15 protein-coding genes are annotated in these 13,780 nt (G+C 64.5%); 9 read left to right on the forward strand and 6 right to left on the reverse strand.

Annotated elements, in window-relative coordinates:
• The first annotated feature begins 2 nt into the window (after positions 1 to 2).
• Complete coding sequence (locus K414_RS26690; protein ID WP_032407705.1) at positions 3 to 905, forward strand: SDR family oxidoreductase; 903 nt, start codon at positions 3 to 5, stop codon at positions 903 to 905.
• Here the strand turns inward: K414_RS26690 and soxR are convergent.
• On the reverse strand, positions 821 to 1,321 hold the full coding sequence (gene soxR / locus K414_RS0111375; RefSeq protein ID WP_027496060.1) for a redox-sensitive transcriptional activator SoxR: 501 nt from the start codon (positions 1,319 to 1,321) through the stop codon (positions 821 to 823). The genes K414_RS26690 and soxR overlap by 85 nt on opposite strands.
• 64 nt (positions 1,322 to 1,385) lie before the next feature.
• Here soxR and K414_RS0111380 point away from each other — a divergent pair, with 64 nt between their 5' ends.
• Positions 1,386 to 2,624: an arginine deiminase gene (locus K414_RS0111380; RefSeq protein ID WP_027496061.1), complete on the forward strand. Its 1,239-nt coding sequence runs from the start codon at positions 1,386 to 1,388 to the stop codon at positions 2,622 to 2,624.
• 13 nt (positions 2,625 to 2,637) lie between these two features.
• Here the strand turns inward: K414_RS0111380 and arsC are convergent, their stop codons facing one another.
• Positions 2,638 to 2,985 (reverse strand): arsenate reductase (glutaredoxin), encoded by a 348-nt coding sequence (gene arsC, locus K414_RS0111385; protein ID WP_027496062.1) that lies wholly within the window; start codon positions 2,983 to 2,985, stop codon positions 2,638 to 2,640.
• Between the two features lie 63 nt (positions 2,986 to 3,048).
• Between arsC and K414_RS0111390 the strand changes: the two genes are divergently transcribed.
• From K414_RS0111390 to K414_RS0111400, 3 genes are all read left to right on the forward strand, one after another.
• Positions 3,049 to 3,717: an SDR family oxidoreductase gene (locus tag K414_RS0111390; protein WP_027496063.1), complete on the forward strand. Its 669-nt coding sequence runs from the start codon at positions 3,049 to 3,051 to the stop codon at positions 3,715 to 3,717.
• Positions 3,718 to 3,724: 7 nt separating this feature from the next.
• Positions 3,725 to 4,093 (forward strand): GntR family transcriptional regulator, encoded by a 369-nt coding sequence (locus K414_RS0111395; RefSeq protein ID WP_027496064.1) that lies wholly within the window; start codon positions 3,725 to 3,727, stop codon positions 4,091 to 4,093.
• Between the two features lie 69 nt (positions 4,094 to 4,162).
• The gene (locus K414_RS0111400) at positions 4,163 to 4,585 is read left to right on the forward strand and encodes a DoxX family protein (protein ID WP_027496065.1); all 423 of its coding nucleotides are present in this window, start codon (positions 4,163 to 4,165) and stop codon (positions 4,583 to 4,585) included.
• Between the two features lie 24 nt (positions 4,586 to 4,609).
• On the opposite strand, the gene K414_RS0111405 is transcribed toward K414_RS0111400, so the two are convergent.
• On the reverse strand, positions 4,610 to 6,121 hold the full coding sequence (locus K414_RS0111405; RefSeq protein ID WP_027496066.1) for a phospholipid carrier-dependent glycosyltransferase: 1,512 nt from the start codon (positions 6,119 to 6,121) through the stop codon (positions 4,610 to 4,612).
• Positions 6,122 to 6,228: 107 nt separating this feature from the next.
• Here K414_RS0111405 and rsmI point away from each other — a divergent pair, with 107 nt between their 5' ends.
• Complete coding sequence (gene rsmI, locus K414_RS0111410) at positions 6,229 to 7,053, forward strand: 16S rRNA (cytidine(1402)-2'-O)-methyltransferase (RefSeq protein ID WP_027496067.1); 825 nt, start codon at positions 6,229 to 6,231, stop codon at positions 7,051 to 7,053.
• Positions 7,054 to 7,056: 3 nt separating this feature from the next.
• Here rsmI and K414_RS0111415 read toward each other — a convergent pair whose 3' ends face one another.
• The gene (locus K414_RS0111415) at positions 7,057 to 7,485 is read right to left on the reverse strand and encodes an SRPBCC family protein (RefSeq protein WP_027496068.1); all 429 of its coding nucleotides are present in this window, start codon (positions 7,483 to 7,485) and stop codon (positions 7,057 to 7,059) included.
• Between the two features lie 14 nt (positions 7,486 to 7,499).
• A complete protein-coding gene (locus K414_RS0111420; RefSeq protein ID WP_051365061.1) occupies positions 7,500 to 8,504 on the reverse strand; it encodes an alpha/beta hydrolase in 1,005 nt (334 codons plus the stop codon).
• Between the two features lie 187 nt (positions 8,505 to 8,691).
• On the opposite strand from K414_RS0111420, the gene K414_RS0111425 reads away from it, so the two are divergent.
• Positions 8,692 to 10,071, forward strand: coding sequence for a wax ester/triacylglycerol synthase family O-acyltransferase (locus K414_RS0111425; RefSeq protein ID WP_027496070.1), 1,380 nt, complete (start codon positions 8,692 to 8,694; stop codon positions 10,069 to 10,071).
• 52 nt (positions 10,072 to 10,123) lie between these two features.
• Here K414_RS0111425 and metG read toward each other — a convergent pair whose 3' ends face one another.
• Positions 10,124 to 11,674 carry a methionine--tRNA ligase gene (gene metG / locus K414_RS0111430; protein ID WP_027496071.1) on the reverse strand — a complete coding sequence of 517 codons (1,551 nt, stop codon included), beginning with the start codon at positions 11,672 to 11,674 and terminating at the stop codon, positions 10,124 to 10,126.
• A gap of 21 nt (positions 11,675 to 11,695) precedes the next feature.
• On the opposite strand from metG, the gene K414_RS0111435 reads away from it, so the two are divergent.
• Entirely contained in the window at positions 11,696 to 12,523 is an 828-nt protein-coding gene (locus K414_RS0111435; RefSeq protein WP_027496072.1) for a TatD family hydrolase, read from the forward strand.
• 102 nt (positions 12,524 to 12,625) lie between these two features.
• Positions 12,626 to 13,753, forward strand: a complete 1,128-nt coding sequence (locus tag K414_RS0111440; RefSeq protein ID WP_027496073.1) for a resuscitation-promoting factor — start codon at positions 12,626 to 12,628, stop codon at positions 13,751 to 13,753.
• Positions 13,754 to 13,780 lie beyond the last annotated feature (27 nt).

A 13,780-nucleotide genomic window follows, 5' to 3' on the forward strand; every position in this document is an offset into this window, starting at 1 on the left:
CGATGGCTACATACGATCTGCGCGGCAAGAAGACGTTGATCACGGGAGCGGGCAGCGGAATCGGCCGGGCGACGGCCATCGCGGCTGCAGCTGTGGGAGCTGAACTGTTCCTGACCGACATCAATGCCTCCGGGCTTGCCGAGACCGTGGACCTGGTCGGTCGAGCGGGCGGAACGGTCAGTCACTCCTTGCCCTTCGACGTCTCCGATTTCGAAGCGGTCACCGCCTTCGCGGACGATATTCACGCCGAGTTCGGCAGCCTCGACGTCGTGATGAACGTCGCGGGCATCTCGGCGTGGGGCACCGTCGAGAATCTGGAGCATCGGCATTGGAAGTCCATGGTCGATGTCAATCTCATGGGTCCCATCCATGTCATCGAGAAATTCCTCCCGCCGATGATCGAGGCGGGCCGCGGTGGGCATCTGGTCAACGTCTCGTCCGCGGCGGGATTGATTCCTCTGCCCTGGCACGCTGCGTACAGCGCCAGCAAGTACGGCCTTCGTGGCGTGTCCGAAGTTCTTCGATACGACCTCAAACGTCACGGAATCGGCGTCAGCCTCGTCGTGCCCGGTGGGGTCAAGACCGGCCTGGTGCAGACGCTGCAGATTGCCGGCATCGATCGAGACGATCCTCGGGTGCAGAAGCTGCAGCACCGGTTCGAGAAGCGTGCTGTCGAACCGTCGGTCGTGGCCGATGCGATTCTCGCCGGTATCGCCAAACGCAAGTACCTCGTGTACTCCTCCAACGACATTCGCTTCGGTTACTGGATCTCGCGAAAGTTCGCGCCACCGTACGAGTTCGTGCTGCAACGAGCGAACGATCAGTTCTCCAAGCTGCTCGAGCCGCGTCGCACCGACGGGGCGTCGAAGTCGACGTCCAGTGTGCGGGCACCGGGGCCGGAGTAGGAGAGCCGGTCGTGTGGGTTGGCCAGAGCGCAGCCGGCCAACGACAGACAACCACAGCCGATGCACCCGGTCAGGTCGTCCCGTAAGCGAACCAGCTGCTCGATGCGCGAGTCCAGTTCGCGATGCCACCGCGTCGACAGCCTGGCCCAGTCCTCGCGGGTGGGCGTTCGCTCGTCCGGAAGTTCGCTCAACGCCTGACGGATGGTCGCGAGAGGGATTCCCACCTTCTGCGAGATACGAATGAACGCCACTCTGCGCAAAGTCTCGCGGTGAAACCTGCGCTGGTTGCCCGATGTTCGTCGACTGCTGATCAAGCCCTGCTTCTCGTAGAAATGCAACGCGGACACGGCGACGCCGCTGCGCTCCGACAGCTGGCCTGGAGTCAGTTCACGGACGTTCCACTCGGGCATCGGCACGACCTCGACATTACTTCAGGTCCGGATGCCAGCGCTGAACGACGAATGGGTTTACCGTTCGTTCATGAGCGTCGACTCCGCTGCGGGCCCGTTGGGAGCCAATTCCGAGGTAGGTGTGCTCCGCACCGTGATGCTGCACCGCCCGGGCGACGAGCTGCGGCGCCTGACTCCGAGAAACAACGACCAACTGCTGTTCGACGGATTGCCGTGGGTGGACCGGGCACAGGACGAGCACGATGCGTTCGCGGAGCTGCTGCGCAGCCGCGGCGTGACGGTGCTGCTGCTGGGCGAACTCCTCACCGAAGCGATGACGGTCAGCGGTGCCGCTCGGATGCAGGGCATCTCGGCTGCCGTCGACGCTCGGCGGCTCGGACGGGCTCTCGCCGAGGATCTCGCCCAGTACCTGCGCGGTATCCCGGCAGCCGAACTGGCTCAGATCCTGATGGCGGGCATGACGTTCGACGAGTTGCTCGAAGCCGAGTCCGGTGAGGCCGAGCCCAGTGGTGCCTCGCTGGTTCGCCGCATGCATCACGGGGGCGACTTCGTCATCGATCCGCTGCCCAATCTGCTGTTCACCCGTGACTCGTCGTTCTGGATCGACAACCGAGTGGCGATCACCTCCCTCGCCTTGCCTGCGCGAGTACGGGAAACGTCGCTGACCGACTTGATCTACGCATTCCATCCCATGTTCAAAGGCGTGCGACGTGCGTACGAATCCCGTACCGCTCCGGTCGAAGGCGGTGACGTGTTGCTGCTCGCTCCTGGAGTGGTCGCGGTGGGTGTGGGGGAGCGCACCACCCCTGCGGGCGCAGAAGCGTTGGCACGCAGTCTCTTCGAGGACGATCTGGCGCACAGCGTGTTGGTGGTACCGATCGCGCAGGAGCGTGCGTCCATGCATCTGGACACCGTTTGCACCATGGTCGACACCGACGCGGTCGTGATGTATCCGGCTATTCAGGACACGTTGTCCGCGTTCACGATTCACCGCGAGGATGCCGGCGTCAGTATTCGCGGTGCCGACCCGTTCCTCGAAGCCGCCGCCGATGCGATGGGAATCGGCAAACTCCGGTTGATCGACACCGGACTCGATCATGTGACCGCCGAACGCGAGCAATGGGACGACGGCAACAACACCCTCGCCATCTCCCCGGGGGTGGTCGTTGCCTACGAGCGCAACGTCGAGACCAATGCGCGGCTCGAGGCGTCGGGCATCGAGGTGTTGCGAATCTCCGGGTCCGAGTTGGGCTCGGGCCGGGGTGGCCCCCGGTGTATGTCGTGCCCGGTGTCTCGCGAAAGGCTTTGACCGACAGGCGTTTCTACAGGACGGCGAGGACCTTGTCGGCGGGGCGAGCCAACACGGTTCCCTTGTCGGTGACCACGATCGGGCGTTCGATCAGAATGGGGTGCGCCGCCATCGCCGCGATCAAGGTCTCGTCGTCGGCCTCCGCCAGTTCGAGTTCTTTGTAGATGCTCTCTCGGGTTCGAACAGCCTGACGTGGTGAGAGTCCCGCGTCGGCGAGCAGCGTGCGGAGTTCGTCTTCGGTCGGCGGCGTCTCGAGGTACTTGACGACCTGGGGGACGATGCCCGCATCCTCGATCGTCTTCAGAACGGTGCGGGAGGTGTTGCAGCGTGGGTTGTGATAGATGGTTGCGGCCCGGGTCATGTTTGCAATCCTGTCACGCGGGTAGCCAACGCGACAGATCACGTCAGGAACGGGAGTAGTCGCATGACCGACAAGCGCATTGTCATTGCAGGTGGGCACGGCCAGATCGCCCAACATCTCACGCAGGTTCTCACGGCGCACGGTGACCGCGCTGTGTCGCTCATTCGCAACAGCGATCACGTCGATGCCGTCACGGCCCTCGGTGCGCTGCCGCAGGTCATCGATCTGGAGTCTGCGTCCGTCGACGAGTTGGCCGACGTTCTCTCCGGTGCCGACGCAGTGGTGTTCGCGGCCGGTGCAGGTCCCAACAGCGGTCCCGAGCGCAAGGACACCGTCGACCGGGCCGGTGCGGTGTTGTTGGCCGATGCCGCCGAGAAGGCCGGCGTTCGCCGCTACGTGCTGATCAGTTCCTTCGGGGCCGGTGAGCCGGTCGCGGACGACCTCGACGAGGGATGGAAAGCATACATCCGGGCCAAAACTGCTGCGGAAGAAGATGTTTCGTCCCGCGCGGGCTTGGACTGGACCGTTCTTCGCCCCGGCAAGCTGACCGACGAGGATGCGACGGACTCGGTTTCGCTCACCGAGCCTCCACTCGACCCGGGCGAGGTGACCCGTGCCGACGTGGCAGCGGTCGTCGCCCGTCTGATCGACACCGGCAGTGCCATCGGCAAAACGCTGATGCTCACGTCCGGATCGACGTCCATCGCCGACGCTGTCGACGCGGTTCGATGAGGCGATCGTGCGCGTAAGCATCGATCCGTCGAACACGACCCCGGTGTTCGAGCAATTGCGGATGCAGATTCTGGGATTGGTGCGGTCCGGGGATCTCATCGCCGGAACAAAGATCCCCACGGTACGTGGGCTTGCCGAAGAGCTGAAGATCGCGCCGAACACGGTGGCGAAGACCTACCGGGAGCTCGAACAGCAGGGAATCATCGAGACGCGGGGTAGGTCCGGATCGTTCGTGGCGTCCGGCGGTGACCCGTCACGAGATATTGCAGCCAGGGCCGCAACGGAATTCGTCCGGGCCGTCAGATCTATCGGTCTCGACGACGACCAGGCGCGAACGTTTCTCGAAGCTGCTCTGAAAGGGGCAGGCGGCCGGTAAGTTGACGCTTCAACCTCCTTCTGTCAGGGTGGTGCTGCCCATTCAGCCGCGCCAGAAGGATGCCTATCAATGAACTCAACACTCGTCCGTGACGCCGTCGCCCTCGTAGCCCGTATCGGCCTGGGAGTCGTCTTCATCGCCCACGGGTGGCAGAAGCTCAACACCTTCGGCCTCGACGGCACTGCTGCCAGCTTCGAGGCGATGAACATTCCGGTACCCACGGCGTCTGCCTACTTCGCAACGTTCGTCGAGCTCATCGGCGGCGGCGCATTGGTTCTCGGCATCTTCACCCCGATCGCCGGTCTGCTGCTGTTCGCCGACATGTTGGGAGCTGCATTCCTCGTCCACTTCGAGAACGGGGTGTTCGCCACCGAAAACGGCTACGAGCTCGTCGTCGCTCTCGGCGTCGGCGCCTTGATGCTCGCGGCGTTCGGTGCCGGTCGCATCAGCATCGACGGAATCACCAAGGGCAAGACCGCAATTCTGCAGTAGTCGGTAGCGAGCCGAGTGGGGCGCTCAGCGCCAACTCGGTAACCACAATTGTTCCTGCCACATCTGCGGGGTGATCGGCATCGCGGTGAGGATCGGCCACAGCCACACGAAGTTGGCGATCACCACCGCGATGTACAGGCACACCAGAAGCAGTCCGGTGCCGCGTCTCTCGGCCGAGGCGCTCGCTTTTCCGATGATGTCGCCCAGTACCAGTGCGAAGCCCATCACCATGAACGGCGCGAGCGCCACCGCATAGAAGTAGTACATCTGCCGGTCGAGGGTCGCGAACCAGGGCAACAGTGCGGCACCGTAACCGACGAGAACCGTGGCGTAGCGCCAATCTCGTCGTACGAGAACGGACCACAGCGTCCAGGCGAGCATCGGCAAGGCCAACCACCACATCGCGGGCGTGCCGATCAGCATGATCGCCTTCACGCACGACGACGCCGAGCAACCCGACACGCTCTCGCCGTCGGCGAAGTAGTACAGCATGGGGCGTAGGCCCATCGGCCACGTCCAGGGCTTGGATTCCCACGGGTGCCGATTGCCTGCCGAATTGGTCAGTCCCTCATGGAAATCGAGCACACTGCCGCTGTAGTACCACAGCGACCGCAGGGCGCCGGGGACGAAGGAGAACGGTCCGCCGAATCCGATTCCGTTGCCCACCTCGTGTCGGTCGACACCGGTCTCGGAGGTGAACCACGCCCAGTACGTCATCAGGTACACGGCGATCGGAACGATCACCAGCGCGTACAGCGCGGGTCCGATGTCGCGCACCGCAGTTCCGCGCCACGGTCGGCGAACCCCGTACGAGCGACGAGCAGCCAGGTCGAACGCCACGCTCAGCAAGCCGAAGAACGCGATGAAATACAGACCCGACCACTTGGTGCCACATGCGAGACCCAGCATGATGCCGGCCCCGAAACGCCACCACCGCACACCCATTCGAGGGCCGAGATCGCTGACGTCCATGCGGCCCTCGGCTCGCACCGTCCACAGTCGCTTTCGCACGTCGTCGCGGTCGACGACCAGGCAACCCAGAGCAGCGGTGACGAACAGGGCCAGAAAGATGTCCAGCATGCCGATGCGGCTGCTGACGAACGTGACGCCGTCGACGATGAGCAGAATCCCTGCGATCGCACCGATGAGCGTCGAGTGGGTGAGGCGTCGGACGATGCGAATCACCAGCAGTACCAACAGCGTTCCGGCCACCGCGGACGAAAAACGCCATCCCCAACCGTTGTAGCCGAACAACGCCTCGCCGACGGCGATCAGCTGTTTGCCGACCGGCGGGTGCACCACCAGTCCGTAGGCCGGATTGTCCTCGAGCCCGCCGCCGGTGAGCACCTGATAACCCTGCGGTGCGTAGTGCTTCTCGTCGAACACCGGCGTTCCGGCGTCGGTGGGGTACCGAAGCATCGTGAAGCGCGTGATCGCGCAGATGGCGGTGACGACGAGGGTGACGATCCAGCCGCGTCGTACATCGGTGTCGTGGAACCAGTCGCGCGCGGCAACGGTGGGCCCGGGACTGACCATCGACCGGTCGCCGGAGCGCTCAGAGGTCAGCAAGGTCACGTACCGATCGTAGGCGGTGTTCCGGAGTGGGCGGCAGGCCGCTGCACCGCATGGGAGACACTGGAGACATGCTCATCCTTGCTGCCACCCCGATGGGCGACGTCGGAGATGCCTCGCAGCGCCTGCGTGATGCCCTCGGTAGTGCCGATGTCGTGGCCGCCGAAGACACCCGACGCACCAAACAACTGGCGTCCTCCCTCGGCGTGACGATCGGGGGCAGGGTCGTCAGTTTCTACGACCAGGTCGAAACGGCGCGGCTACCCGCACTGGTCGAGGCCGTCGCCGAGGGAAAGACCGTACTGCTGGTGACCGACGCGGGCATGCCGTCGGTGAGCGATCCGGGCTACCGGTTGGTCGCGGCCTGCGTCGACGCCGACCTGCCGGTGACCTGCCTGCCCGGACCGTCGGCCGTCACGACCGCCCTCGCACTGTCGGGGCTGCCGGTGGAGCGCTTCTGCTTCGACGGATTCGCCCCGCGCAAGCAGGGACAGCGGCGCACGTATTTCCAGTCGGTGCTCGCCGAACCGCGTGCCATCGTCTTCTTCGAGGCCCCGCATCGGCTCGTCGCATGTCTCGAGGACGCGGTGCACGTTCTCGGCCCCGACCGCCGCGCTGCGGTGTGCCGAGAGCTCACCAAGACCTACGAGGAGGTACGCCGCGGCGGACTGGGTGAGCTGCTCGACTGGGCACGTGACGGAGTGCGCGGTGAGATCACCGTTGTACTCGAAGGAGCGGTCGCCGTCGCCGAGGAACCCGAGGATCTCGTGGCCGAGGTGGAATCGCTGGTGGCGTCGGGCATGCGATTGAAGGACGCCTGCGCTCAGGTGGCCGTCGCAGGCGTGTCCAAGCGCGAGGTGTACGAGGCCGTTCTCGCCGCCCGCAAGGATCAGTGACGCTCAGCCCACCACGTGCTGGCGTAGCCCTTCGGTCGCTGCCTCGAGAATGGTCTTGGTGCCCTTCTTGACGAGGAAGCCGGGCAGGGGAGCCTTCGGGTCGACGGTCAGCTCGAATTCGACGTGCGTCCCGTTACCCTTGGGCGTCAACGTGTATCGGCCTTCCTGGGCCTTCTGCTGGGTGCTCTCCACCAAGCTCCACGACACCTCGTTCTCGCTCCAGGTGTACTGGACCAATTGCTCGTCGTTGATACCGATGATCGAGACCTTCATCTTGACGTGGTTCGGCCGACCGTCGTCGAAGCGGTCGACCACCTCGCACTTCTTGTGCACGGGAGACCACGAGGGGATGCCTTCGACGTCGGCGAGGACGTCGAGAATTGTCGCTGCGTCCGCCTCGATGTCGACGGACTTGTTCACTGTGACTGCCATGGGGAGAAGGTATCTCAGCTTTCTGTACTGGGGCTGACGTTACGGGCGAACTCGCCGATGGCGCGTAGTGCGCGACGCGCTTCGGGAACGAAATCGGCGGCCTGGAACACGTGCACCTGATCCTCGAAGACCTGTAGTTCGCAGTCGACGCCGGCGACGGCGAGGCGCTCCGCCATGAGTTCGGCGTCGGCATAGACCATTTCGGTCGATCCGACCTGGATCAGCACCGGCGGCAGGCCGGCGAGATCACCGTCGACCGGTGAGACCCGAGGGCCGCGTTCACCTTCGATGACGATCCGTGCGTCGACCCGATCGGCGAGGGCGGTCAGTGCGGGAACGGCGTTGGACGGAAACACCGAACACTTGTCCGCGTTCTCGTGGGTGAGCTTGCCGGTGGGATCCATGTCGGTCAGCGGCGACATCGTGAAGATGCCGGCAGGTGCCGGAAGGCCGACGGTACGCAGAGCCAAGGTGACCATGAAAGCGAGATATCCGCCCGCCGAATCCCCGCCCATGATGATCTGGTCCGGGCGATAGCCGGAATCGAGGAGGAAGCGGTAGGCGTCGACCCCGTCCTCGACGGCGTGTGCGATCGGGTTACGCGGCATCATGCGGTAATTCACCGACAGAACTGCGCCGTCGACGCTCTTGGAGACGCGTGACGTCATCCGCCGATGAGTCCGCAGTCCACAGCACACGAAGGCGCCGCCGTGCATGTACAGAACGACACGATCGGTGCCGCTGCCCTCGGCCCGAATCCACTCGGCCTCGCATTCGGAGAGCATGACGCGACTGCGGGTGGTGCCGCTGATCTGGGGGACGAGCAGACCCGCGTAATCGACCAAACCCATCGGCCACGGCAGTGACGGTGCCTGCGCCCACACCGTCAGGAACGGGCGCACGGTGAACTGCAGGTACTTGGACAGGATCTGCGACTGCAGACTTGCTCCGCGGATATCGCGGCGGCGCGCAGTGGCTGCCGCGTCGGACGTTTTCACTACGGTGAGCGCCGGATTCATAGCCGTCGCCTCCATCCCCGTTGGCTGTTGCAGGGCGCGTGTGCGCCGTGCGTCGGATCCCCGTTCTGTTTGGAACCCCTGGTAACGGACAATAGCGGGTGGGATTTCGTGAGCGCACGTAAGGTCGTGTTCTGAGTCACATTCGGTGCCGTACCGTGACATAAAACAAATGGAAAAAGGACAGCTCATGGCACTCATGCCCATCACCGAATCGATGTTTCTGATCGCCGAATCGCGGGAGCACCCGATGCACGTGGGCGGACTGGAGTTGTTCGTACCGCCCGGCGATCCGCACGAGTTCGCACAGGAAGTGCATCGCAAGTTCACCACTGGTGAAGTGCACGAGCTGTTCCGCAAGCGGCCGGCCCGCCCGGTGCAGATCATGGGAACTCTCGCGTGGGCTTTCGATCAGGACGTCGACTTCGAGTACCACGTCAGGCGCGCTGTCTTGCCCTCGCCGGGACGCATACGCGAGCTGTTCCAGTTTCTCTCGCTCAATCACAGTGCCCCGCTCGATCGCTACCGGCCGATGTGGGAACTGCACATCATCGAGGGTCTGGCCGACGGCCGAGTTGCGTTGTACACCAAGGTGCATCACTCGCTGGTCGACGGCGTCAGCGCGCTGAAGCTCATGCAGCGCACACTCTCGACGGACCCCGAGGATCGCAGCGGAGTGGCGACCTGGGACCCGTCGTTGTTCGGTCGCGGCAGAAAGAAGGTCGACAAGGCCGAGCCCGGGCGGCTGGCGCAACTGGGCAGCGGCCTGTCCATGGGACGCAAGATTGCCGGCGACCTGGTGGACTTCGCCCCTGCCTCCGCGCGAATAGGGTTGCGCGCGTTGAAGAAAGAAGGCGCACAGCTACCGCTGCGGGCACCGCGGACGATGTTCAACGTGCCCATCGGCGGCGCTCGACGCTTCGCGGCGGAGAGCTGGTCGATCGAGCGAATTCGTAAGGTCGGTACCGCCCTCGATGCAACGCTGAACGACATGGTGCTCGCGATGTGCGCCGGTGCGTTGCGTGCCTACCTCATCGATCAGAACGCGCTCCCCGAGGAGCCACTGATTGCCATGGTGCCGGTCTCGCTGCGCAAGGAGGGTGACAGCAAGGACGCCGGTAACTCCGTGACGACCATTCTGTGCAACCTGGGGACCGACGAATCCGATCCACTGCTTCGCCTCGAACGCATCAAGGAGTCCACTGTTCGGGGTAAGCAGATGATGGGGGAGCTCAACACCCTCGAAGCGCTTGCCGTCGGTGCAATCACCATGGCCCCGTTGTTGTTCGGGCCGGTGCCGGGATTCGTCGACTACACCCCACCGCCGTTCAACGTGATCATCTCCAACGTGCCGGGTTCCAAAGAGGACCTCTACTGGAACGGCGCGAAACTCGATGGCATCTACCCGGCGTCCATCGTGTGCGACGGACAGGCGCTGAACATCACCGTCGCCAGCAACGGCGATTCGCTGAACTTCGGGCTCATCGGGTGCCGACGCAGTGTGCCGCACCTGCAGCGAATGCTCACGCATCTGGAGAACACGCTGGAGGAACTCGAAAAGGCGGCGTAGCCCCATGTGAGTGGAACCTCGTAGTGGGCTACGAAGTTCCACTCACGAGGGCTTACTTCTCCTCGTACTTGGGGAACACCGGCGTCGGGGCCGGGAGAGCGGTGCCGGGCACCGAACGTGTTGCGATGTCCGCGAATTCGCGGTTCGACGCCCCGAGTAGGTCGAGGATGCGCGACGCGGAATCGGGCATGACGGGCTGGGCCAGGATGCTCACGATGCGCAACACCTCGATCGTCACGTACAGCACGGTGGCCATGCGATCGGGGTCGGTCTTGCGCAGCACCCATGGCTGCTGCAGCGAGAAGTAGCGGTTGGTCTCGCCGAGTACCGACCAGATCGCTTCGAGCGCGGAATGAATTGCCTGCACATCGAATTCGCGGCGGCAGATCTCCAGTAGAGCGTCCGCGCGGGCCAGCATCGCCTCGTCCTCGGCGGTGAATGCACCCGGTGTCGGGAGCTGTCCTTCGAGGTTCTTCGCCACCATCGTCAGCGAACGCTGCGCGAGGTTGCCCAGTTCGTTGGACAGGTCGGCATTGACGCGGGCGACGATTGCCTCGTGGCTGTAGCTGCCGTCCTGCCCGAACGAGACCTCGCGGAGGAAGAAGAAGCGCACCGGATCGAGGCCGTAGTTCTCCACCAACGAGTCGGGGGTCAGCACGTTGCCCAGAGACTTGGACATCTTCTCGCCCTTGACATTCAAGAACCCGTGCACGAACACCCGCTTGGGTAGCTCGATGCCTGCGGACATCAGGAATGCAGGCCAGTAGACGGTGTGGAACCTCGTGATGTCCTTGCCGATGACGTGCAGATCGGCGGGCCAGAACTTCCGATACGCCTCCGAGTCGGTCTCGGGGAAACCTGCACCGGTGAGGTAGTTGGTCAACGCGTCGACCCACACGTACATCACGTGCGCGGGATCGCCGGGTACCGGCACACCCCAGTCGAATGTGGTCCGAGAGATCGACAGGTCGCGCAGACCGCCCTTGACGAAGTTCACGATCTCGTTGCGGCGCGTGTTCGGCGCGATGAAATCGGGCGACGCGTCGTACATCTCGAGCAGTTTGTCCTGGTACTGCGAGAGCCGGAAGAAGTACGACGACTCCTCGGTCCACTCGACGGGTGTGTTCGACTCGGTCGCGACGCGGGACCCGTCCTCGGTCAGGGTGGTCTCGGCCTCGGTGTAGAACGCCTCGTCGCGGACCGAGTACCAGCCGGAGTAGGAGTCGAGGTAGATGTCGCCGTTCGCCTCCATCCGTCGCCACAGTTCCTGGCTGGCGGCATGGTGGTCGGCATCGGTGGTGCGGATGAAGCGGCCGTAGGAGCTCTGCAGCAGATCGTGCGCCGCCTGGAAGGCGTCGGAATTGCGCGCCGCGAGCTCGCGGACGTCGATGCCCTCGTTCTGCGCGGTCTGCTGCATCTTGAGGCCGTGCTCGTCGGTTCCCGTCAGAAAGCGCACGTCGTAGCCATCGAGGCGCTTGAAGCGCGCGATCGTGTCGGTGGCGATGTATTCGTACGCGTGCCCGATGTGGGGTGCTCCGTTGGGGTACGCGATTGCCGTGGTGACGTAGAAGGGTGGCCGTGAGGCATCAGCTGGCGCATTCATGGTGCGCCTACTCTATCCAGCGTGAGTAGAGAACGTCCCGCGCCACCGCTGCCCGATGCCGTCGGCACCCTCGTCGACGCCCACACCCACCTCGATGCCTGCGGAGCGACCGATGCCGCGAGCGTGGCCGCGATCGTCGATCGCGCCGAGTCGGTGGGGGTCACCCGGGTGGTCACGATCGCCGACGACCTCGACGCTGCGCGCTTCGCCGTCGACGCTGCATCCTGGGATCCACGGGTGTGGGCGGCGGTCGCGATCCATCCCACCCGCGCGAACGTGCTCGACGACGCAGCGAAGGCCGAGATCGAACGACTCGCGGCCGATCCGCGTGTGGTCGCCATCGGCGAAACGGGTCTGGACTACTACTGGCCCGGCAAGCTCGACGACTGTGCGACGGTCCCGGAGCAGCACGAGGGATTCCGCTGGCACATCGATCTCGCCAAGCGTCTCGGGAAGCCGCTGATGATTCACAACCGCGAGGCCGACGAGGATCTGCTCGCGGTCCTGGTCGCCGAGGGCGCTCCGGAGACGGTGATCTTCCACTGCTTCTCCGGCGGGCCCGAGACCGCCAAGGCCTGCGTCGACGCCGGTTACGTTCTCAGCTTCTCGGGGACGGTCAGTTTCAAGAACGCGCATGCGCTGCGTGAGGCCGCAGTGCTGGTGCCCGACGAGTTGGTGCTGGTGGAAACGGATGCTCCGTTTCTCACGCCGCATCCGTTTCGCGGTGCACCCAACGAGCCGTACTGCCTGCCGTACACCGCCCGGGCGCTGGCCGAGGTTCGTGGCCAGGACCCGGCCGAACTGGCGGCGCATGCCACGGCGACTGCGGAGCGGGTGTACGGGCTCTAGCTCCTTGGGTTGCGGCGGAGGTACTAATTCGTTACCGTACCGTGACCGAACTCGGGCGTTTCGACCCCGAAGTCACGCTTGCAACCGCCAGGAATACGAAACTTGTCGACTATCAGACGCCTCAACTCCGCTCGTTCGACCACGCTCTACCTGGTCATTGCGGCCCTGTTGATGACGCTGGTCGCCGGGGGCGTGATGGCGGTGAGCCGTCACAAAACCGTGACCATCGACGTCGACGGCGACATGATTTCGCTGAGCACGATGAAGACCGACGTCAACAGCGCTCTCGTCGATGCCGGCTACACGCCGTCGGACAAGGATCTGGTCGTTCCCGCGCCCGACTCCGGGCTGAGTGACGGCGACACCGTCGTGCTGCGCCGCGCTCGCGAGATCACCCTGAACGTCGACGGCAAGCCGGAGGAGATCTGGACCACTGCGTTGACGGTCGAGGAAGCTTTGCAGCAGACGGGCCTCGCCGAGGACGTCCACGTGTCGGCGTCTCGCTCCGAGCGGTTGCCCCTCGACGGCACCGAACTGGACGTGGCCCTGCCCAAGCAGGTCTCGCTGGTCGACGGAGGCAGTCCGGCAACGCCGGTGACGCTCGCCGCTCCGACCGTGCGCGAATTCCTCGAAGCAGCGGGCAAGCCGTTGGAAGAGGCCGACACCGTGTCGCCGGATCCGGATGCCGCCGTCACCGACGGTGCCGAGATCGTCGTCACGCGCGACCGGACCGTCACCAAGACCGAGACCACCGACACCGATGCCCCGGAACAGCGCATCGAAGATCCGACGATGAACATGAGCAAGACCGTCGTCGAGAACCCCGGCGCTCCCGGCGTCTCCGACATCACCTGGAAGATCAACATGGTCAACGGGGTCGAGGCCGGGCGCGAGAAGATCGACGAAGTGGTCAAGGTGCCGGCGCAGCCGAAGACCGTTCGAGTCGGAGCCAAGCCCGGCACCGAGGTCCCACCCGTGGAGAACGGTGCGATCTGGGACGCGCTTGCTCAATGCGAGGCAACCGGCAACTGGGCCATCAACACCGGCAACGGTTTCTATGGCGGCGTGCAATTCGACCAGAACACCTGGGAACGCCAGGGCGGCCTGAAATACGCACCGCGCGCCGACCTCGCCACCCGCGAAGAACAGATCGCCATCGCATCGGTGACGCAGAAGTCGCAGGGCTGGGGCGCATGGCCGGCATGCACCTCGCGTCTGGGTTACCGCTGATCACCTGCCCGCCCGTAGAGTTCGCAC

Origin of the sequence: Rhodococcus sp. JG-3, from assembly GCF_000482405.1 — a bacterium.
Taxonomy (GTDB): Bacteria; Actinomycetota; Actinomycetes; order Mycobacteriales; family Mycobacteriaceae; genus Rhodococcoides; species Rhodococcoides fascians.

Coding starts and splice junctions, on each gene's coding strand:
- K414_RS26690 (WP_032407705.1), top strand. CDS start 3: ATGGCTACATACGATCTGCGCGGCAAGAAGACGTTGATCACGGGAGCG.
- K414_RS0111380 (WP_027496061.1), top strand. CDS start 1,386: ATGAGCGTCGACTCCGCTGCGGGCCCGTTGGGAGCCAATTCCGAGGTA.
- arsC (WP_027496062.1), bottom strand. CDS start 2,985: ATGACCCGGGCCGCAACCATCTATCACAACCCACGCTGCAACACCTCC.
- K414_RS0111390 (WP_027496063.1), top strand. CDS start 3,049: ATGACCGACAAGCGCATTGTCATTGCAGGTGGGCACGGCCAGATCGCC.
- K414_RS0111400 (WP_027496065.1), top strand. CDS start 4,163: ATGAACTCAACACTCGTCCGTGACGCCGTCGCCCTCGTAGCCCGTATC.
- K414_RS0111405 (WP_027496066.1), bottom strand. CDS start 6,121: ATGGTCAGTCCCGGGCCCACCGTTGCCGCGCGCGACTGGTTCCACGAC.
- rsmI (WP_027496067.1), top strand. CDS start 6,229: ATGCTCATCCTTGCTGCCACCCCGATGGGCGACGTCGGAGATGCCTCG.
- K414_RS0111415 (WP_027496068.1), bottom strand. CDS start 7,485: ATGGCAGTCACAGTGAACAAGTCCGTCGACATCGAGGCGGACGCAGCG.
- K414_RS0111420 (WP_051365061.1), bottom strand. CDS start 8,504: ATGAATCCGGCGCTCACCGTAGTGAAAACGTCCGACGCGGCAGCCACT.
- K414_RS0111425 (WP_027496070.1), top strand. CDS start 8,692: ATGGCACTCATGCCCATCACCGAATCGATGTTTCTGATCGCCGAATCG.
- metG (WP_027496071.1), bottom strand. CDS start 11,674: ATGAATGCGCCAGCTGATGCCTCACGGCCACCCTTCTACGTCACCACG.